Source organism: Avibacterium sp. 20-126 (assembly GCF_044358625.1).
Classification (GTDB): domain Bacteria; phylum Pseudomonadota; class Gammaproteobacteria; order Enterobacterales; family Pasteurellaceae; genus Avibacterium.
The window spans coordinates 55,182-76,506 of sequence record NZ_CP091457.1 but is presented as its reverse complement, the minus strand read 5'-3'; the positions used below and the strand labels follow the sequence as shown (position 1 = coordinate 76,506).

General features: G+C 42.3%; 17 protein-coding genes. 9 read left to right on the top strand and 8 right to left on the bottom strand.

The window, feature by feature from the left end:
* Positions 1 to 6: 6 nt before the first annotated feature.
* Complete coding sequence (gene fabR / locus L4F91_RS00320) at positions 7 to 627, top strand: HTH-type transcriptional repressor FabR (RefSeq protein WP_250351179.1); 621 nt, start codon at positions 7 to 9, stop codon at positions 625 to 627.
* A 71-nt stretch (positions 628 to 698) separates the two neighbouring features.
* Here fabR and def read toward each other — a convergent pair whose 3' ends face one another.
* The 3 genes from def to serB all read right to left on the bottom strand — a co-directional run bounded on the left by def (position 699) and on the right by serB (position 2,806).
* Complete coding sequence (gene def / locus L4F91_RS00315; RefSeq protein ID WP_395896618.1) at positions 699 to 1,208, bottom strand: peptide deformylase; 510 nt, start codon at positions 1,206 to 1,208, stop codon at positions 699 to 701.
* Between the two features lie 144 nt (positions 1,209 to 1,352).
* The gene (locus L4F91_RS00310; protein ID WP_250351617.1) at positions 1,353 to 1,844 is read right to left on the bottom strand and encodes a YajQ family cyclic di-GMP-binding protein; all 492 of its coding nucleotides are present in this window, start codon (positions 1,842 to 1,844) and stop codon (positions 1,353 to 1,355) included.
* A 2-nt stretch (positions 1,845 to 1,846) separates the two neighbouring features.
* Positions 1,847 to 2,806 (bottom strand): phosphoserine phosphatase, encoded by a 960-nt coding sequence (gene serB / locus L4F91_RS00305; RefSeq protein WP_395896616.1) that lies wholly within the window; start codon positions 2,804 to 2,806, stop codon positions 1,847 to 1,849.
* A 113-nt stretch (positions 2,807 to 2,919) separates the two neighbouring features.
* Between serB and L4F91_RS00300 the strand changes: the two genes are divergently transcribed.
* The gene (locus L4F91_RS00300; protein ID WP_250351182.1) at positions 2,920 to 3,606 is read left to right on the top strand and encodes a YtjB family periplasmic protein; all 687 of its coding nucleotides are present in this window, start codon (positions 2,920 to 2,922) and stop codon (positions 3,604 to 3,606) included.
* 55 nt (positions 3,607 to 3,661) lie between these two features.
* On the opposite strand, the gene rpsT is transcribed toward L4F91_RS00300, so the two are convergent.
* Positions 3,662 to 3,925, bottom strand: coding sequence for a 30S ribosomal protein S20 (rpsT, locus tag L4F91_RS00295; RefSeq protein WP_250363764.1), 264 nt, complete (start codon positions 3,923 to 3,925; stop codon positions 3,662 to 3,664).
* A gap of 272 nt (positions 3,926 to 4,197) precedes the next feature.
* Here rpsT and murJ point away from each other — a divergent pair, with 272 nt between their 5' ends.
* The 5 genes from murJ to L4F91_RS00270 all read left to right on the top strand — a co-directional run bounded on the left by murJ (position 4,198) and on the right by L4F91_RS00270 (position 13,615).
* Positions 4,198 to 5,769: a murein biosynthesis integral membrane protein MurJ gene (gene murJ / locus L4F91_RS00290; RefSeq protein WP_395896613.1), complete on the top strand. Its 1,572-nt coding sequence runs from the start codon at positions 4,198 to 4,200 to the stop codon at positions 5,767 to 5,769.
* A gap of 114 nt (positions 5,770 to 5,883) precedes the next feature.
* Positions 5,884 to 7,647: an autotransporter assembly complex family protein gene (locus L4F91_RS00285; RefSeq protein WP_395896611.1), complete on the top strand. Its 1,764-nt coding sequence runs from the start codon at positions 5,884 to 5,886 to the stop codon at positions 7,645 to 7,647.
* A 9-nt stretch (positions 7,648 to 7,656) separates the two neighbouring features.
* The gene (locus L4F91_RS00280; protein ID WP_395896609.1) at positions 7,657 to 11,652 is read left to right on the top strand and encodes a translocation/assembly module TamB domain-containing protein; all 3,996 of its coding nucleotides are present in this window, start codon (positions 7,657 to 7,659) and stop codon (positions 11,650 to 11,652) included.
* 9 nt (positions 11,653 to 11,661) lie between these two features.
* The gene (gene ppx, locus L4F91_RS00275) at positions 11,662 to 13,209 is read left to right on the top strand and encodes an exopolyphosphatase (protein ID WP_395896607.1); all 1,548 of its coding nucleotides are present in this window, start codon (positions 11,662 to 11,664) and stop codon (positions 13,207 to 13,209) included.
* 13 nt (positions 13,210 to 13,222) lie between these two features.
* The gene (locus L4F91_RS00270) at positions 13,223 to 13,615 is read left to right on the top strand and encodes a pyrimidine dimer DNA glycosylase/endonuclease V (RefSeq protein WP_250363769.1); all 393 of its coding nucleotides are present in this window, start codon (positions 13,223 to 13,225) and stop codon (positions 13,613 to 13,615) included.
* Between the two features lie 62 nt (positions 13,616 to 13,677).
* Here the strand turns inward: L4F91_RS00270 and L4F91_RS00265 are convergent, their stop codons facing one another.
* Complete coding sequence (locus tag L4F91_RS00265; protein ID WP_265762512.1) at positions 13,678 to 14,589, bottom strand: mechanosensitive ion channel family protein; 912 nt, start codon at positions 14,587 to 14,589, stop codon at positions 13,678 to 13,680.
* A gap of 912 nt (positions 14,590 to 15,501) precedes the next feature.
* Complete coding sequence (glmU, locus tag L4F91_RS00260; protein ID WP_395896605.1) at positions 15,502 to 16,872, bottom strand: bifunctional UDP-N-acetylglucosamine diphosphorylase/glucosamine-1-phosphate N-acetyltransferase GlmU; 1,371 nt, start codon at positions 16,870 to 16,872, stop codon at positions 15,502 to 15,504.
* Between the two features lie 88 nt (positions 16,873 to 16,960).
* Here glmU and L4F91_RS00255 point away from each other — a divergent pair, with 88 nt between their 5' ends.
* Together L4F91_RS00255 and murQ are read left to right on the top strand one after the other, a co-directional pair.
* Positions 16,961 to 18,082: an anhydro-N-acetylmuramic acid kinase gene (locus L4F91_RS00255; RefSeq protein ID WP_395896603.1), complete on the top strand. Its 1,122-nt coding sequence runs from the start codon at positions 16,961 to 16,963 to the stop codon at positions 18,080 to 18,082.
* A 308-nt stretch (positions 18,083 to 18,390) separates the two neighbouring features.
* Positions 18,391 to 19,308 carry an N-acetylmuramic acid 6-phosphate etherase gene (gene murQ / locus L4F91_RS00250; RefSeq protein ID WP_395896601.1) on the top strand — a complete coding sequence of 306 codons (918 nt, stop codon included), beginning with the start codon at positions 18,391 to 18,393 and terminating at the stop codon, positions 19,306 to 19,308.
* On the opposite strand, the gene rfaC is transcribed toward murQ, so the two are convergent.
* Together rfaC and waaF are read right to left on the bottom strand one after the other, a co-directional pair.
* Entirely contained in the window at positions 19,305 to 20,255 is a 951-nt protein-coding gene (gene rfaC / locus L4F91_RS00245) for a lipopolysaccharide heptosyltransferase RfaC (protein WP_395896599.1), read from the bottom strand. The two genes, murQ and rfaC, sit on opposite strands and share 4 nt — an antisense overlap.
* Positions 20,256 to 20,268: 13 nt before the next feature.
* On the bottom strand, positions 20,269 to 21,324 hold the full coding sequence (gene waaF / locus L4F91_RS00240) for a lipopolysaccharide heptosyltransferase II (protein WP_395896597.1): 1,056 nt from the start codon (positions 21,322 to 21,324) through the stop codon (positions 20,269 to 20,271).
* Position 21,325: the final 1 nt, after the last annotated feature.

The following is a 21,325-nucleotide window of genomic DNA, read 5'->3' as shown; positions in this document are numbered from 1 at the left end:
GGCAAAATGGCAGGTGTTCGCGCAATTCAAAAAGAAAAAACCAGACGTGCATTAATCAGTGCCGCGTTTAATCAGCTCAGCGCAGAAAAAAGTTTTTCCAATCTGAGCTTGCGTGAAGTGGCGAGAGAAGCAGGCATTGCCCCCACCTCTTTTTATCGCCATTTTCGCGATATGGACGAACTCGGATTAGAAATGGTTGATGAAGCCGGTCTAATGCTCCGCCAATTAATGCGCCAAGCACGCAAACGGCTAGAAAATGGTGGAAGCGTCATTGTGATTTCGGTCAATACTTTCTTTGAATTTATCACGCACAGCTCTAACGTTTTCCGTCTTTTATTGCGTGAAAGCTCTGGTACTTCGCACGCTTTCCGCACAGCGGCAGCACGCGAGATTAAACATTTTATTGATGAACTGGCAGAATATATCGCCGAACGTAATGGCTATTCACGCCACATTGCGTATATCCAAGCAGAAGGCATTGTTACGCTGGTATTTACTGCGGGCGCAAACGCGTTGGATATGAATAAGGAAGAGCGTGAGTTGCTCAAAGAACGGGTGATCTTACAACTGCGAATGCTGGCTAAAGGTGCCGCCTACGCCGCCCAAAAGGAAAAGCCCATCAAATAAAGTGCGGTGCTTTTTGAGTCAATTTTTCCAACAAAAAACCTGCTTAATCGCAGGTTTTCTTTTATTAACAGTTAGGCTTTTTGCAACTGTTTTTTCAGCTTGGTCAGTTTGTCTTTCATACGCTGACGCTTAAGCGGAGAAAGATAATCGGCAAAAACAATACCATTTAAATGATCAATTTCGTGCTGGATACAGATCGCCAATAAGCCATCGGCATTAAGTGAAAAATCTTTACCGTTTTTGTCTAATGCGCGTACTGTAAGTTTTTCTTTGCGTGGCACAAAGCCGTTCATTCCGGGCAAAGACAAACAACCTTCTTCAATGCCTGTTTCGCCAGAACTTTCGATAATTTCAGGGTTAATTAACACAATTTGATTTTCTTTCGTGCCTTCAATGTCGATCACAATCAAACGACGGTGTACATCAACTTGGGTTGCCGCTAAGCCGATCCCTTGTTCGTGATACATTGTTTCAAACATATTCTCAATCAACTGGTGTAATTCTTGGTCAAATTTTTCCACCGGTTGCGCGACGGTTTTAAGGCGCTCATCGGGGTAAATCAATACATCAAGTAATGCCATAAATTCATTATTCCTTTGCTAAAACTGTCGGCATAGTTTAACGGCTTTCCGCTAAAACGCCAATAAAAACAACCGCACATTGCGTTTTTCACCCAATAAAAGCGCCGCATAAATATGCGGCATTAAGCGAATATGATCTTCCTTTTAATCACGGAAGTTATTAAATTGGAAAGGTTGCCCTAGTTCGGCATTTTTCACTAATTGGATCACTGCTTGCAAGTCATCACGAGATTTTCCTGTAACACGCACTTGCTCTCCTTGAATTTGAGTTTGCACTTTGAGCTTAGATTCTTTGATCAACTTAGTGAGCTTTTTTGCCATCTCCGTTTCGATCCCTTGTTTCAGCTTAATTTCTTTACTGAAGGTTTTTCCGCTATGCTCGTATTCAGTAGGAATAGCCAATGACGCAGAATCAATGCCACGCTTAATACAGGCATTACGCAAAATATCCACCAATTGCTCCACTTGGAAATCCGATTCACTTGCGACTTTAATGGTTTCATTTTTTTCGTTTAGTTCGATAGAAGAAGGCACATTGCGGAAATCCCAACGGTTTGCTAAATCACGGTTGGCATTTTCTACCGCATTACGCACTTCGTGTGCGTCTAATTCAGAAACAATATCAAATGAAGGCATCATTACTCCTCGTTTTTCGTTATTCGGTCATTCGCACCTAAAATACATAACAGTGCGGTTAAGTCGGCAAAGTTTACCACAATTTGTGCTTGTTGTTGCACTTTCGGTTTAGCGTGGAATGCCACCCCTAAATTTGCGACGTTCATCATTGGTAAATCATTCGCGCCATCACCAATAGCAACCGTGTTTTCCATTGGCACGCCATATTGTTCGGCTAATTGACGTAAGGTTTCCGCTTTATATTGCGCATCCACTACGCGACCTTGTACTTCACCGGTTAAAATTCCGTCCACAATCTCAAATTGATTGGAAACTGCTGCATCAAGCCCTAATTCGGCTTTTAAATAATCGGCAAAATAAGTGAAGCCGCCTGAAGCAATTGCCGTTCGCCAACCATATTTTTGCAAACCTTGAATGGTTTCGCGTAAACCTGAGGTGAGTGGTAATTTCTCTCGCACTTGTTGCAAAATTGTTTCCTTCGCCCCTTTTAATGTAGCGACACGGCGACGCAAGCTTTGCTCAAAATCTAATTCACCACGCATTGCTTGCTCGGTGATTTCAGATACCAGCTCACCGGTGCCAGCCAATTTCGCAATTTCATCAATACACTCAATTTGAATGGCGGTGGAATCCATATCCATCACTAATAAGCCTTTTTTCTGCAAATGAGCAGAAAAATTGAGTAATGCAATATCCACCTCTAATTGCTGTGCGTAGGCTTGCCATTGTGATTGCCAATGACCTTGTAATAGCACTGCAAGATAATGCCCTTCGAGCCAATAGTCAAAAATGATAAAATTTTCACCGCACTTTTGTTGGAATTGCTGTAACTTGGCAAGACTTAATGTTTCACCATAAAGCATAAAATAATCTTGTCCTGTGGAAGCAGGTTGTTCCTTTTGCCACGGGCAAGGTAGATTAGGATAATGTTGTTGTAATTGACTGAGATTTTGTGTTTGCATAGAAAATCCTGTAAATTATCGGCATTTTTACGATTTATTGTGTCGTGCAATCATAAATAGACTAAAATAACGCCTTATTCTAGCTTATTTTGTGAAATCTTGGGGAAAATAACGTGCAACTTATTAAAGAAAAAGCACTAAAAATTGCGATGATTTTTATCATCATCTTATTTTGCCTTGGCATAATGGGCGTGATTTTATTCGGCGTGCAGCAATTTAAGCTAGGATCACAATTAGCCAGTATTAACCAAGTCACCAATCTTTCCCATTTATTAGTGCGTCAGCAAGCGAATTTATTTTCAATGCTCTTGCTCAATAATGCAAAATCAGAACAACTAACCGAAAACTTGGATAATTTTGTGAAAGAAGATTTTATCCTTGACGCCTCGGTTTATTCTCAGCGGGGCGAGCTGTTAGCACAGAGTTCCAATGCTTCATTGTTACGTCTGCAATTAGGGCTTGATCAGCCCGTAGCAAAAGAAATCATCAATCAGCAAATTGTTGAACCAATTTATTCTTCTGAGGGGGTAGAAGGTTTTTTGCGTGTTACCTTCAATAATAAATATGGACAAACGACACAAAGCAAAATCAACCTGATTTTTAACCGTCTTTACGGTGAGATCATTATTGTGTTTCTCACTGGCGTGCTATTTGCCAGTTCCATTCATTATTTTTTGAGCCGTTATCGCCGAGTGAAACGCAAACAACTTGAGCTTTCACAACCGGTTAAAAAGCCATCCTCTCCAACAAACCGTTTAACCTATCATCGCAAACGCAGACGATTTAAAAATAAAGCATAAAAAAACCGCACTTTTAAAAGTGCGGTTTAATTTTGCTAAATTTTTTAATCTTAAATTATGCTAATTTTTTAATTTGAGCAGATAATTTAGATTTGTGATTTGCTGCTTTATTTTTGTGGATTAAGCCTTTAGATGCCATACGGTCCACAACTTTTTGCATTTCTAAGAAAGCCGCTTGTGCAACCGCTTTTTCACCTGCAGCAACTGCAGCATATACTTTCTTAATGTAAGTACGCATCATAGAGCGTTGGCTTGCATTGTGTTGGCGACGTTTTTCTGATTGAATCGCGCGTTTTTTAGCTGACTTGATATTAGCCAAGGTCAAACTCCTAAAATTTCTGTTGAATTTACAAATAAAGGCGTGAACTATGCCTTTTCTCTATACAATTGTCAATAAAACAATTTATTAAATACTGTCTGAGGCTCGGTGAGACACAACCGAAAAATTTGCATCGTTCGCTAAAAATTTGGCTTGAAATTAGCCCACCGAAACGATGTGGGCGAATTTTATCAGTTTTTTTGCCTAGAATATAGCTTAAAAACGAAATTTCTATACAATTAAGCCAAATTTTTCTTGATGAGAAAGCAATTTTGAGTAAACGATTATTAAAATCTGGCATTATCGTCAGTACAATGACTTTATTATCTCGCGTGCTTGGACTGGTACGAGATGTGATTATCGCCCACATTATTGGGGCGGGTTTAAGTGCTGATGTGTTTCTTTTCGCCAACCGTATCCCTAATTTTTTACGCCGTTTATTTGCTGAAGGGGCATTTTCCCAAGCCTTTGTCCCTGTCTTAGCAGAATACCAAAAAACAGGTGATCTCAACAAAACGCAACAATTTATCAGTAAAGTATCGGGAACATTAGGGGGCTTAGTCACCCTTGTTACCGCCTTTGCGATGGTTTTCTCTCCAGTGGTTGCCGCCATTTTCGGCACGGGCTGGTTTATTGATTGGTTGAATGATGGGGTAAATGGGGTGAAATTTGAGCAAGCCTCGCTGTTACTCAAAATTACCTTTCCTTATTTATGGTTTATTACCTTTGTTGCCTTATCGGGGGCAATTTTAAACACGCTAGGTAAATTTGGTGTAATGGCATTTTCGCCCGTGTTACTTAATATTGCAATGATTTGCGCCGCCCTTTTCCTCGCCCCCCACACTGCCAGCCCAGATCTTGCGCTTGCCATTGGGATCTTTATTGGTGGTTTGTTGCAGTTTTTATTTCAATTGCCTTTTTTAAAACAAGCGGGATTATTAGTAAAACCGAAATGGGCGTGGAATGATGAAGGGGTAAAAAAAATCCGCACACTGATGCTCCCAGCCTTATTCGGGGTTTCCGTCAGTCAAATCAATTTATTGCTTGATACCTTTATCGCCAGTTTCTTGATGACAGGATCCATCAGCTGGCTTTATTATTCCGATCGCTTGCTCGAATTTCCTCTTGGGTTATTTGGTATTGCGATTTCTACTGTGATTTTGCCAACACTCGCGCGCCACCACGTTAATCGTACAGATAATGCAGAAAAAAGTGCGCTGGATTTTCGTAACACGATGGATTGGGGAGTGCGAATGATTTTATTGCTTGGTGTGCCAGCAATGATTGGCATCGGAGTACTCGCCCAACCAATGTTACTCGTTCTCTTTATGCGCGGTGAATTTTTATTTTCTGATGTGCAAGCCGCGTCTTATTCTTTATGGGCATTTAATATGGGGTTACTCAGTTTTATGCTAATCAAAATTCTGGCCAATGGCTATTATGCCCGTCAAGATACCAAAACGCCGGTGAAAATCGGTATTATTGCGATGGTGAGCAATATGGCATTCAACCTGCTTGCGATTCCATTTAGTTATGTTGGCCTTGCCATTGCCTCGGCAATGTCTGCTACCTTAAATGCCTATTTACTCTACCGTGGTCTGGCGCAAGCCAATGTGTATCACTTTAGTAAACAAAGTGCGGTGTTTTTTGTCAAAGTTTTTACCGCTGGGCTAATAATGGGGGCTGTGGTTTGGCACTATTGCCCAAGTTTAATTCAGTGGCAACAAATGGCATTGCTTCAGCGTATTCACTGGCTAGTGTGGCTCATCGCACTCGCCGCACTGATTTATGGCGGTACTTTGCTACTTTTAGGCATCCGCAAACGCCATTTAGTACATTCATAGACAGTATTATCAAAATAACAAAAAATTTCACTAAAAAATACCGCACTTTAGCGTTGAATATTTGCGAAGCACATTGCGAAAACGTAAACTAACACAAGATTATTGGGGAACATTATGAAATTATTACAGCAGAAAAAACGCCATTCACTCAGTGTGCTGAGTTTGCTGGCGACTTGTGTTTTAACCAGTCTAAATGTTTACGCTGAGCATACTGTCGATCTCAAAGTCATTGGTGTAAAAGGGGTAAAAGCCATTGAGAATGTCGATATTTACACCAAGATGATCGATCCTGAAGAAGCCGATGGTTCAGAACGCTATCAATATATCGTAAGCGAAGCGATCAAAAAAGCCTTGCGCGTTTACGGCTATTACAACATTAATATTGATTTCACCTTGCAACCTGCGAAAGGGGGAAAACGCCCTGTTCTCATCGCCGATGTCAATGCAGGTAAACCTGTTTTGCTGACGGGAATGGATATTCAAATTTTGGGACAAGCAAAGGAAGATGACACTTTTCAAGCATTGAATAAAAAATTACCCAAACTTGGGGAATTGCTTTATCACTCCAAATACGAAGATTACAAAAGTGAATTACAACAATTAGCCCTAGCCCGAGGCTATTTCGATGCAGATTTTAATGTTTCCCAGCTTTTAGTTCGCCCTTCCACCTATCAAGGCTGGTGGAAGATTATTTTTGATAGTGGCGAACGTTATCGCTTCGGCAAGTTTACCTTTGAACGCTCACAAATTCGCGAAGATTATTTGCGTAATATGATGGAAATTAAAGAAGGGCAACCTTATTTAATTAATGATCTCTCAAACTTTACCAATGATTATACCTCGACTAACTGGTTTAGCTCCGTGTTAGTGCAACCTCACCTTGATGAAAAAAACAAAATCGTTGATGTCGATGTGTTACTCACGCCACGCAAAAAAAATGCGATGGATCTCGGTATCGGTTATTCCACCGATGTAGGACCTCGTTTCCAATGGGGCTGGACAAAACCTTGGATCAACAGTCGTGGGCATAGCTTCCGTTTTAATCTGTATGCTTCTGCACCGAAACAAACGGTGGAAGCGGTATATAAAATGCCATTGTTAAAAAATCCCCTACGTTATTATTATGAATTTTCCACCGGTTATGAACGTGAAAAAACAAATGATACCGAAACGTCGTCAGGCACCTTTGCCGCATTACGTTATTGGAATCGCGTTTCTGGCTGGCAACACGCACTAGGATTGCGTGTACGTTATGATTCTTTTACCCAAGCCGATCATTCTGATAGAACGTGGCTGGTTTACCCAACAGGCTCAATCAGCCGAACACGCTTAAAAGGAGGATTATTCCCCACTTGGGGCGATGCACAGCGTTTGACGGTGGATTTAGGACGTAAATTATGGCTTTCTGATGCAAATTTCTTAAAAATTCAGGCGTCTAGCGCTTGGATTCGTACCTTTGCCGATAATCATCGATTTGTTTTACGAGGTGAAATTGGTTGGTTGCACACCAAAAATATTGAGAAAATTCCCCCCGCACTTCGTTTTTTTGCTGGGGGCGATCGCAGTGTGCGTGGTTACGGCTATAAAAAAATCTCACCTAAAAATTCTGATGGACAGCTTATAGGGGGAACTCACCTTATGGCTGGAAGTTTGGAATATCAATACCAAGTTTATGAAAACTGGTGGCTCGCCACCTTTGCGGATACAGGGCTTGCAGCAAATACGTACTCCGTTGATGAATTACGTTATGGCGCAGGCATCGGGGTACGTTGGGCATCACCAATTGGCGCAGTAAAATTGGATATTGCCACGCCCGTTCGGGATAAAGACAAAAGTAAAAATGTGCAATTTTACATTGGGTTAGGTTCAGAATTATAGGCAGAAAAAATGACAAAAGAAACGCAACAACCAATGCCGTCCAGCCAAGAGACACAACATCAAACTGCTGAACAGCAAAGCGGAGAAAATCAGACGGAACAATCCCCTTCACCAAAGAAAAAACGTTCCCTATGGCGAATGTTACTATGCCTAAGTGCGGTGATTTTTTTACCCATTTTTGTCTTGCTTGCCACTCTTGCGACTAGCCAAGGTCAGCGCGGTCTTATTCAGCTTGTTGATAAACTTATGGATAGCCTTTCTATTGAGCAAGTGGAAGGCGGCTTGCAAAATGGACTCACCCTGCATAATGTGAAATTTCAGTCAGAGGGCATCGATACTCAAGTTCAACAAGCCCATCTGCAACTGGATTTAGCTTGCTTGTTAAAAGCCAAAATTTGCCTGAATGATCTCAGCATTCAACAACCGAAAATTCAGATTGATACCTCACGGCTTCCGCCTTCAGAAGAAAAGGATAACAATCCTAGCCCAATGAAAAAAATCCACCTCCCTGTGGCAGTACAAGTAGATAATGTGCAAGTGCAGGATTTAGCGTTAAATATCGATCAAACACAAATCAATTTAGCTCATTTTTCCACCGCACTTAGCCTAAATAATGAAAGCGGTTTTACCCTTGCACCAACATACATTAATGATTTGTTAGTGCAAACTTACGCCTTATCAGAAGAAGAAAAAAACGCAGAAAAAATCGCGGTAAAATCAACCAAACCAACGGCGCAAACCATTGATTGGCAACAGCTAGAACAGACACTTACCCCCGCATTGCTTGCCAATTTAAGCAAAATTGAACTGCCTTTCGATTTGCATATTACGGATATTCAAGGTAAAAACTGGCAATATCAACCCCATTTTAACCGCCAAAATAACACGGCGAAAAATGAATCCACACCCGCTGATGCACAACAGATTGATGTCCCTTCGTTACAAATAAAAGCCGATGCCACAGGCGATCAAATTCAACTGCAGAGCCTGAATATCACAAGCTCAGTGGGAACGTTAGAAGGGCAAGGCACAATGCAACTGGATGAAGATTTTCCTCTTAATTTTCAACTTAATAGCCAACTGAAAGGCTATGCACCATTAACAATCCCACAAGCGGATCTCAACGTGCAACTTTCTGGAAAATTGCGTGGGCAAACGCAACTTCATTTGCAAAGCAAAGGGGATATTAATGCAGAGCTGGTGGGGAATATCGCACTCAACCAAGAAAAAACACCTTTTGATCTCAAATTAACGAGTAAAAACTTACAGTATCCTTTTGATAAAAAAGAAAAAGATCCACTCAAAGTACAAAATGTTATGCTTAATCTCAACGGAGATTTGCTTGCTTACCACGCTCAGCTTAATGCAGAGGTTTCAGGAATGGGCGCCCCAAAAACACAGCTGGCAAGCCAACTTCACGGTAAACTTTGGCAGGTAAGTATTGAACAATTTGAACTTAATGCCTTACAAGGTAATGCTCATCTAAGCGGTGAAGTAAACTGGCAAAAAGGCGTGCAATGGCAAAGTGCGGTGGATTTTTCACAATTAAATCTCACCCCATATTTACCATCAATGCCAGCGTTGTTGTCAGGCAATTTCAGCTCACAAGGACAAATTGACGAGCAAAATTGGGCTATTCAAGTACCAGATTTAACAATTAACGGTACGCTTTCACGCCAGCCATTAAGCCTAAAAGGGAAACTGAGTGCGGATAGCACCAAATGGTTAAGTGTGCCAAATCTGTTACTTAATTACGGTGAAAACCGCATTGCAATGCAAGGGGAAATTAGCCAACAATCCGATTTATCCCTTGATATTCACGCACCAAATTTACGTGGTTTATTGCCTGAACTTTCTGCCACCTTATTTGGTTATGCCAAATTAAAAGGGGATATTCGCGAGCCAAATTTAAGCGTGGATTTAACAGGTAACAATATTCACTTCCAACAATTACAGCTGAATAAATTCGCGATTAAAGGGGATATTCGCTCACATCAAATCATTAGCGGTGAGTTAAATGCCAATGTCGCAGGCTTGAAATATGCTGATGTAGCCATTAACCAAGCAACCCTTGCGTTATCGGGCGATGAAAAAAATCACCAACTACAACTGCAATCACAAGGCAAACCCGTGGCAGCCAATCTAAAAATTGTGGGAAATTTCGACCGCACTTCACAAAACTGGAAAGGACAAATTAGCGGCATAGATATTCAATCACCTGTTGGGAAATGGCAGACAAATCAAGGAATTACTGTAAATTATAATCAAAATAAGATTGCAGCTACCGTTTCCTCACATTGTTGGTTAAACAGTGATATTGAACTGTGTTTTCCACAAACTTTCACCGCTGGAAAAAACGGTGAGGTGCCATTCCAAGTGCGTAAATTAGATTTAGCACTAATCAACAAATTATTAGATAAAGAACAAAACCAAACGCAGATCAAAGGGCAATTACAAAGTCAGGGATCGGTGGCGTGGTTTAGTGATAAACCACTTAAGCTGAATGTGCAAGTAACGGGCAATCATTTATCTGTGGCGCAGAAAATTGATTATCGCACCTTTAACCTTGCCATTCCAAAAGTGGATATTAACGCACAAATGGAAAACAACAACCTGAATTTAGATTCCGCCATTGATTTAGCGGATCAGGGGCGAGTGACCAGCAACCTAAAATTACAAGATTTAGCCAAATCTCGTACCTTAGGAGGAAGCTTGAGTATTCATCGTTTAAACCTCAATTTAGCCAATCAACTGCTTTCCAGTGGTGAAAAGGTAAAGGGTGAAATTGCAGCCGACTTAACTTTCGGTGGCAATCTCAATAGCCCACTGATTCACGGTAATTTTGATGTAAACCATCTCACTGCAACGATGAAATCTCTGCCATTTACTATTAAAGATGGTAATTTATCTATGCGTTTTGCCGGCAATCGTTCGACGTTACAAGGCTATGTGGAAAGTCCCGAAAGCCGTTTAGACATTACGGGCAACGCCGATTGGAAGGATATAGATCATTGGAACACCCACGTGCAGGCGAAAGCGGATCGCTTTAATGTGAATATTCCATCAATGGCAAAATTAAAAATTAGCCCAAATGTAGAACTCAACGCCAATCCAAAACTGCTAGATATTTCTGGTACAGTCGATATTCCTTGGGCAAGAATTGCCATTGAACAATTACCCGACAGCGCCGTTGCGGTGAGTAGCGATGAAGTGATTTTAGACGGCCCGGATAAAACCAAAGTGGGGCTAAAAAACGGTGAAATTAAAGCACGTACGAAAAGCGGTATGGAGATTCGTTCTGATCTGAAAATTAGTATTGGTAATGATGTTACCCTCAACGCTTACGGCTTAAACACGAGCTTAAACGGCTTGCTTTCAGTTAAACAAGATAAAGGAAAATTGGGGTTATTCGGGCAAATTTATCTCAAAAATGGACGCTATGCCGCCTATGGGCAAGATTTATTAATCCGTAAAGGACAAATTAGTTTTTCTGGCTTGCCTTCCCAGCCGATGTTAAATATTGAGGCGATTCGCAATCCAACGGCGATGGAAAATAGCAACATTACCGCTGGGGTAAAAGTGATCGGCTTAGCGACAACGCCACAAGTTACCGTGTTTTCTGATCCAGCAAGTTCACAAGATGAAGCCCTTTCTTATTTACTAACAGGGCGTTCACTAGAAAATAGTGGAGAGGCCGGTTCGGGTGGTTCGATCGGGGCGGCATTACTTGGTATGGGCTTAGCGAAAAGTGGAAAATTGGTTGGCGGAATTGGTGAGGCCTTTGGCGTTCAAAACCTCAGTCTAGGCACGCAAGGGGTGGGCGATAGTTCAAAAGTGACTGTCAGCGGTAACATTACCCCACGCCTACAGCTTAAATACGGTGTGGGCTTATTTGACGGCCTAGCTGAATTTACGGTACGCTACAAATTGTTACCACAGCTTTATTTACAATCTGTTTCAGGGGTAAATCAAGCCTTTGATCTACTTTATCATTTTGAATTTTAGGGCAATTTTATGAATAACGAAAACCTTCTAACCAAAGCCTCTGATTATTTACATCAGCGTGGCGAAGCACGGGAAATCGCAGCCATTGATTTGGGTTCAAACAGCTTTCATATGATTATCGCCCGCATTATTAATGGCTCAATCCAAGTGCTTTCACGCCTCAAACAAAAAGTTCAACTTGCTGAAGGGCTAGATGAAAATAATCACTTAAGCCAAGAGGCGATTCAACGTGGAGTCAATTGTCTTGCCCTCTTTGCTGAACGGCTACAAGGTTTTAAGGCTGAAAATGTCAATGTGGTGGGAACATTCACCCTACGTACCGCCGTCAATAATGCAGAATTTTTACGCCAAGCCGAGCAGGTTTTTCCTTACCCAATTAACATTATCACAGGACAAATGGAAGCGAAAACCATTTATGCTGGCGTTTCTCACACACAACCAGAAACAGGGCGAAAATTTGTCGTAGATATTGGCGGTGGCTCAACAGAAATGATTATCGGCGATGATTTTCATCCACTGATTGCAGAAAGTCGCCATATGGGTTGTGTGAGCTTTGCCAAAAAATTCTTCCCTCAAGGACAAATCTCTGCCGAAAACTTTCAGCGCGCAAAACAAAGTGCGGTGAATAAAATTGAAGATTTGGCTTTTGAATATCGCAAATTAGGTTGGCAATCGGTTCTAGGATCATCAGGAACGATTAAAACCGTCTATCAAGTCATTAGTGCAAATCTTGACCCCAACGGAATTATCACCGCCCAGCGTTTAGCCCAGCTCAGCGAGAAAGTCTTGCAAGTCGCCCATTTTGACGATCTACATTTAGACGGTTTAAACGAAGATCGTGCAGACGTTTTCGTACCGGGACTTGCCATTCTCACGGCGGTATTTGAAGTATTCGGTATTGAGCAAATGCGTTATTCCGACGGGGCATTACGTGAAGGCGTAATGTATAGCCTAGAAAAAAATTTCCAAGTAAGTAATATCCGCCAGCGCACCGCCCTTGCCCTTGCAGAACAATTTAACCTTGATGTGGCACAATCTGAACGGGTCTATCAATGCGCCAAACAGCTTGCGGAGCAGTATCACACTTGGCAAAACAGTACATTACAAGAAGAAATGGTGGAAATTCTACTTTGGGCGGCGCGACTACACGAAGTGGGCATTGTCATCAATCATAAAGGCTTGCAAAAGCACTCTGCCTACATTCTACAAAATATGGAACTGCCCGGCTTTGATAAAGAGCAACAACGCTTGCTCACCACCTTAGTACGCTATCAAATCAACAACATCAAACGAACGGATTTCACTAAATTTTCTCGTTATGCTGAGCAAGATATCCTCGCCCTTGTGCGTTTATTGCGTTTAGCAATTTTGCTCAATAAATCCCGCCAAGCCACGGTATTAAGTGAAAAAAATTCACTCAAAATCGACCGCACTTTAGCCCAATGGACAATCCAATTTGACACAAATTATTTAGCACAGAATCCATTAGTACGAAATGATCTCATCGCTGAAAACAAATTATTAAAAGAGATTGATTTGAGCTTAACTTTTTCATAAGTAAGGAGAAACAATGACAAGGATCAATGTTGTCCCACCACAAGAACTTTGTGATCAGCACTTGCTTGCTGAGCATCGTGAACTCACTCGTATTCCCAATGCGGTTGCAAAAGGGAAATACAACCTCACAGGGCAACCAGCAGACTACAAATTAGGTGAAGGACACGTTCGATTTTTCTTCAATAAGCTCGCCTTTCTAAAAAAACGTTATGACTTATTACACCAAGAATGCCAAGCGCGTGGTTTTAACGTACAATATTTTTGGTCGGCGGATTTACCCCTAGATCCTAGCCTATGGCAAGATTATCAGCCCACGGAACAGGCGCTAAAAATCAACCGCGAACGTATTCAATTAAGAATGCCAAAAGTCCCGAGGTTTACATCAGTAAAAAATGTGGAATGTTAAAAATGGATATAAAAAAACGTATTTGAGCAAAAGCCAAATACGTTTTTTCTTTTATAAGAAGATTACTTCTGTTCAACCTTCAATTCAGCATTTTCAGGTAAGTGAATATTCATTTGTGGGAATGGGATTTCAATACCCGCCTCATCAAACGCAAGTTTGACTTTTTCAGTGACATCAAAATGCACTGCCCAGTAATCCGCCGTGTTTACCCAAGGGCGAACGACCAGTTGCACACTGTTTGCCGCTAACGCGCCCACGGCAATGGTTGGCTCAGGATCTTTCAACACGCGTGGATCTTGTGCCAAAATGTTTGCTACGATGGCTTTTGCTTGTTCAATATTGGATTTGTAGGCAATATCGAAAATAAAATCAATACGGCGTGTGCTGTTGCTAGAATAGTTGGTAATGCTATCCCCAAACACTTTACCATTTGGAATTAACACCGTTTTGTTGTCTGCGGTACGCAGTTCAAGCACTAATAAACCAATCTGTTCCACTGAACCTAAAACGCCACCCGTTTCAATTAAATCCCCTTTGCGGAAAGGTTTGAAGATTAAAATCATTACCCCAGCGGCAAAGTTTTGGAGGGAATTTTGTAAGGCTAAACCAATCGCCAAACCTGCTGCGCCAATTAATGCAACAAGGGATGTGGTGTTGATACCAAGCTGTGAAAGTGCGGCAATAATCACCATTAAGAGGAATAAAAAATAGCTGATTGATGAGACAAAGCTGTGTAACATTTCGTCTTTAGTAGAATGTAATACAGCTTTACCAAGCAAGCGGCTGAGCAAGCGAGCGATACTTTTACCAATCACATAGATCGCAATGGCAAGCAAAATTTTTGTACCATAAGGGATCACATAATCATTCAAGAGCGTGTTCATATCCATTGAATGAACTTTATCAATTAACGCTGAGGTTTGCGCTTGAATATCCACCGTATTTTCTGCGGCTTGAGCATTTTCAGTTGTCATAAACTTTCCTTTCGATCATTAAAAATAAAAACAGCGATAAAATGCACTGCACTTTATCGCAGGGCATCATTACTTATTGTTGATGAACGTTGCATAACGGCATCGCTATTTAGTCAAAAAGATTGACGAGATGTTCCGTTCACTTTCACTTTTTTTCACCGCGATAATTGTCTCTGTTTATCGACAAAAAGCCTAAAATAACCTATTTAAATCATATCTCGTAGGGGCGGACCTGTGTGTCTGCCCGTTTAAAAACCTCTTTTTTCATCGCGCTTTATTTTGTCAAAAACAAAAGTGCGGTAGAAATTTTGACGGTTTTCCCGCGATTAGTTCCTTGGCTTCGGGCGAATACATCGGTTCGCCACTTGGGTAAAGTGCGGTGAGAAAATCGCTATTTTTCGCCGCGATAATTTTCTCTGTTTATCTACAAAAAGCCTAAAAAACCTATTTAAATCATATCTCGTAGGGGCGGACCTGTGTGTCCGCCCGTTTAAACATCTCTTTTTTCATCGCACTTTATTTTGTCAAAAACAAAAGTGCGGTAGAAATTTTGACGGTTTTTCCTCGATTGATTTCTGAACACATCGGTTCGCCCCTACAGGATAAAGTGCGGTGAGAAAATCGCTATTTTTCGCCGCGATAATTGTCTCTGTTTATCGACAAAACCCTAAAATAACTTATTTAGATCATATCTCATGGGGGCGGGCCTGTGTGTCCGCCCGTTTAAACATCTCTTTTTTCATCGCGCTTTATTTTGTCAAAAACAAAAGTGCGGTAGAAATTTTGACGATTTTTCCGCGATTAATTCCTTGGCTTCGGGCGAACACATCGGTTCGCTCCTACTGGGTAAAGTGCTGTGAGAAAATCGCTTTTGACTAAAAAATCATCGTAATAAGCAATGAAGTAAACCAGTTATTTTTTGGCAAGTTTTTCTGGGCGCTTCCACCCTTGAATATTACGCTGTGGAACGCGTGAGATCACCAGTTCATTTTCCGCAATATCTTTGGTTACCGTTGTACCAGCGCCAATGGTTGCCCCTTTCGCGATAGTAACGGGAGCAACAAGTTGACTGTCTGAACCGACAAACACCTCATCACCAATCACGGTTTTGAATTTATTCACACCATCATAATTACAAGTGATCGTCCCTGCCCCAATATTACAATTTGCGCCAATTTCGCTATCGCCAATATAGCTCAAGTGGTTCACTTTAGAGCCTTTGCCAATGTGTGATTTTTTCACTTCAACAAAATTGCCGATATGGGTTTGTGCGGCAAGTTTTGTACCGGGACGAATTCTTGAGAAAGGTCCAATTTGCGCGCTTTCCCCAATGACTGCATCTTCAAATACCGAGTAAGGCTTGATTTCCACATCATCGCCAATCACGCAATTTTTAATTACACAACCCGCGCCGATTTTTACACGATTACCTAATGTTACGACGCCTTCGATAATCACATTCACGTCAATTTCCACATCTTTACCGTGGGTGATTTCGCCACGCAAATCAAAACGGTTTGGATCACGCAAACTTACCCCCGCAAGCAATAATTTTTCTGCTTGTTTACGTTGATAATACCGCTCAAGCTCAGCCAGTTGTAAGCGGTTATTCGCGCCTTCTACTTCCATTAAATCTTCCGCTTGCACTGCCGCCACTTTACAACCGTCTTGGTTAGCAAATTTAATCACATCGGTCATATAATATTCGCCTTGTGCATTGTTATTATCCAATTTTGCTAGCCATTTTCTGAAACTCGCACCACTGGAAACCATTACCCCCGTATTCACTTCTTGAATCGCCAACTGTTCTGGGCTGGCATCTTTTTGTTCTACAATGGCGACCACATTCCCCGCTTGACGAATAATTCGCCCATAGCCAGTTGGATCTGCTAAATGCGCGGTTAATAAGGCAATGCCATTTGCTGGTTTCGCTGCAATCAATTTTTGCAACGTTTCCGCCGTAATAAGTGGCGCATCGCCATAAAGCATTACGATATTTTCATCATCGGCGAAAAAGGGCGCAGCCTGTTGCATCGCGTGTCCTGTGCCAAGTTGCACGGGTTGTAGCACCCAGTTTACATTTTCATCGGCAAGGTGTTGTTGTAATAATTCTGCGCCGTGGCCATAAATTAAATGAATATTATCGGCATTGAGCTGTTTCGCGGTATCAATAACGTGTTTCACCATTGGCTTACCCGCGACTTTATGCAACACTTTTGGCAAGTCGGAATACATTCTTGTGCCTTTGCCCGCTGCCAAAATCACTACACTTAACTTGTTCATAAAAATCCTTGTTCTGTCGGTTTAAGATAAAAATCTGCGCTATTTTATAATAGAATATCGCCAATTCAAATTTTCAATGGAAAAGTTTATGCTCCCTCATTATTACCTTGGCGTAATGTCTGGCACCAGTCTTGACGGCGTTGATCTCGCACTGATGGATTTTTCTGCTCAATCTGCTCAGGTGATTGCCACCGATTTTGTGCCAATGCCACCAAATTTACGAGAAAATCTCACCGCACTTTTACATTCTGGACAAAGCACCCTACACCATATTGGTGAACTCGATCATCAACTTGGCGTACTTTATGCGGAAAGCATCAACCAGTTTTTGGCAAAACATTCTCTCCGTGCAGAACAAATTCAGGCGGTGGGTTGCCACGGGCAAACCATTTGGCACGCACCGCAAGGGCAATCGCCCTTTACTTGGCAATTGGGTGATGCCAATATTATTGCTGCTCGCACAGGCATTACCACTGTGGCGGATTTTCGCCGTAAAGATATGGCTTATGGCGGACAGGGCGCACCGCTTGTGCCTGCTTTTCACCATAATGTGTTTGCTGATCCTACGCGAAATATCGTGGTGTTAAATATTGGTGGGATTAGCAATATTTCTGTGCTTATTCCAAACCAGCCCGTGCTAGGTTACGACACGGGCGTGGGCAATGCGTTGCTAGATAGTTGGATCGCGAAACATCAAGGAAAAAGCTATGATAAAAATGGCGAATGGGCGGCTTCAGGACAAAGTTACCCAGCTCTATTACAAGCGTTATTGGCTGATCCATACTTTTCCTTACCCGCACCCAAAAGCACGGGGAGAGAGCAATTTAATCTCACTTGGCTAGAAAAAATTCTGCAAAAACATACCGCACTGCCTCCGCAAGATGTGCAAGCTACGCTGGCAGAATTTACCGCACAATGCACGGCACAAGAGCTACGGCATTTAAGCCAACACAATGATCTTCCCTGCTTATTACTCGTTTGTGGCGGTGGTGCGAAAAATCCTGTTATTATGGCGCATCTCGGTCGTTTACTTCCTGAATGGCAAATTGCCACCACAACAGACTACGGCTTAGACGCAGATTATTTAGAAGCCGCAGCCTTTGCGTGGTTAGCCTATCGCCGAATACATAATTTACCCTCTAACCAACCGAGTGTAACAGGGGCAACAAAGGCAGTGAGTTTAGGCGTGATTTATCCTAAAGATGATTAAATCAGGAAAACCTGAAAACCCAGTAGGGCGAACCGATGTGTTCGCCCGAAACCAAAAATTTAATCGCAGGAAAACCGTCAGAATTTCTACCGCACTTTTGTTTTTGACAAAATAAACCGCGATTAAAAAAGAGGTTTTTAAACGGGCGGACACACAGTTCCCCCCTACGAGATATGATTTAAAGAAGTTATTTTAAGCTTTTTGTAGATAAACAAAAAAATTATCGCGGCAAAAAATAGTGATTTTCTCACCGCACTTTACCCAAGTGGCGAACCGATGTGTTCGCCCGAAACCCAAGAGATAAAAAAATGAAAGACAACAGATTACTCAATCAACTTTCTCAGCTTACAACAGAACAACGCAATCCAAATTCAATGAATTTAGACGAGCTTTCTGCGTTAAAAATTGTGCAGTTAATGAATGCAGAAGACAAAAACGTGCCACAGGCTATTGAGAAATGCTTGCCACAAATTGCTAGGGCGGTGGAAAAAATTGTGCAAGCCTTTCAGCAAGGGGGGCGGTTAGTGTATCTTGGCGCAGGCACAAGTGGGCGCTTAGGCGTGCTTGATGCCTCAGAATGTCCACCTACCTTTGGTGTTTCTCACGAAATGGTAAAAGGCATTATTGCTGGGGGCGAACGGGCTTTACGCTATCCTATTGAAGGGGCGGAAGATAATCCACAAAGTGCGGTGGAAAATTTGCGAGAAATTGATTTTAACAAAAAGGATATTCTTGTCGGGATTGCCGCCAGTGGACGCACGCCTTATGTGCTAGGTGGCTTGGATTATGCCAACGCCTTAGGGGCAACAACCGTTGCCATTGCCAGCAATGCGAATTCGCCAATGACACAAATCGCAGAGATTGCCATCATCACAGTCGTCGGCGCGGAAGTACTCACTGGCTCAAGTCGGTTAAAATCTGGCACAGCACAAAAATTGGTGTTGAATATGCTCACTACCGCCAGTATGGTGCTAATGGGGAAATGCTATCAAAATTTAATGGTGGACGTGCAAGCGAGCAATCAAAAATTAGTGGCGCGAGCTGTGCGTATCGTAATGCAAGCAACGGATTGCACAGCTGAACAGGCAGAGCGAACCCTCAACGTAGCCCATAATAACGCCAAAGTAGCAATATTGATGTTACTGGCAGATGTGGATTATCCCACTGCGGTACAATTATTAAGCAAAAATCAAGGGCGCTTGCAAGCAGCATTAACATCCCACTAAAGTACGGGACGTAAGTATTCCATTACCTTTTCAGCAGAAATCTGTGCCATTGTTGGCGCTTGTAAGTGATATTGATTTTTGCCATAAGTGCCGATTAACTCTGGATTGGTCGCGCCATAAAGGGTGAGGTTAGGTTTATCTAAGGCGGCGCTGAGATGAGCTAATCCCGTATCCACAGAAACCACCGCTTTGGCATTGGCAATCTGTTGGGCGAGTGTGGTGAGGGACATTTTAGGCAGAACAACGGCATTTTCAATGCCTTGCGCGATCCATTCGGCGGTGTGTTTTTCTTTTTCATTGCCCCAAGGCAAATGCACAGCAAAACCAAGTGCGGTGAGATTTTGTGCTAATTTTTTCCATTCTTGATTACACCAATGTTTATCCGCACGAGTGGTGGCGTGAATCAATAACACATAAGGCGGCACGCTTTGTTGCACGGCAAAATGCTGTGCAATGCCATAATCCCCTTGCTGGTTCGGCAACCTATAATCCAAGACCTGTGCAAGTAACTGACGAATGCGTTCTACCGCGTGTTGCTGATAATCAATGGCATAGTGTTTATCATAAAACAATGCTGCCAAAGGTTCGCGTGCGGACTGTTTGTCGTAACCGTGCTTTATCCCTTGCGCTAGGCGCACAGCAAACCACGCACTTTTTACTAAACCTTGCGCATCAATCACTGCATCATATTGATTTTGTTGGAGTAATTGACGATAGGCTTGCCATTCTTGCCACGTGTTGCGTTGTAAAAGCTGTTTACGCCAACGGCGAATCGCTATCGGGATCACGCGCTTCACCGCAGAATGCCAAGCGGGAATTTCCGCGAAATTTTCTTCCACCACCCAATCCACTTGCAAATTAGGCAAAGCTTTTTGTGCATCCGTCAATGCGGGCAATGTGTGGATTACATCCCCCATTGAGGAGGTTTTCACTAAGCAAATTCGCATTGTTATGCCTTATTTATGCCTGTTCAAAGTGCGGTAAAATTTCGTTTAATTTTTCCATTACCATTGCTGGGGTAATGTCGATAAGGCTTTGGTGATAGCCTTCGGCACTATCTTTAGCTTTACGAATTTTTTCTAATCCGCCTTTTTGTAAACGAATGATCACCGCTTGGTGAGATAATGGTGGCGTATATTGTGGGCTTGTTGGGCCATAAAGTGCCACAAGTGGACGTTGCACTGCCGCCGCAACGTGCATCAAACCACTATCATTGGTTACCACGCCTTGACAATCTGCAATCAAATCTACCGCTTGATTAAGGCTTGTTTGCCCTGCCAAATTTAAGCAATAAGGCTGTAAATTTTCAGGCAAACTGGTACGAATTTCCTCCCCCACTTGCTCATCTTTCGCTGAACCAAAGAGGCGAATGCTGTAACCTTTTTCAATGAGCATTTGTGCAAGCTCGGCATAATGATAATGCGGCCAACGCTTGGCTGGACCAAACTCTGCCCCCGGACAAAAACCAATAGCAGGGCGATGTTGCGCCTGTGCAAGTTGCGCGTGAAAATGACCTTTGGTTTGCTCAATTTGCTGGCTGCTTACCTGTAAATAAGGATAAGGAAAGCGCATTTGCGAAGCGGTCGGCACAGCATTTTTTTCATAGGCCAATGCCACATAGCGTTGCACCATCATAGGGTAATCTTTTTTATTTGCACGTAAATCATTCAAAAAGAAATAACGGCTTTCCCCTTTCCAACCACGGCGACACGCAATTTTAGCAAACACTGGAATAAACGCAGATTTGAGCGAATTTGGCAACACAATTGCCATATCATATTGATTTCTTAAACCTTTTCCAATTTCATAGCGTGCTTTCAAGCCAAAAGTGCCGTGTCCAATGGGCATTGGAAGAGCCTGACGCACCTCTGGCATTCTTTCTAACAGAGGGCGACACCAATTGGGCGCAAGTACATCAATTTGACAGTGAGCATATTGCTGTTTTAAACATTGATATAAACTGTGCGACATCATCATATCGCCAACCCAGGAGGGGCCAATTATTAAGATGTTCATT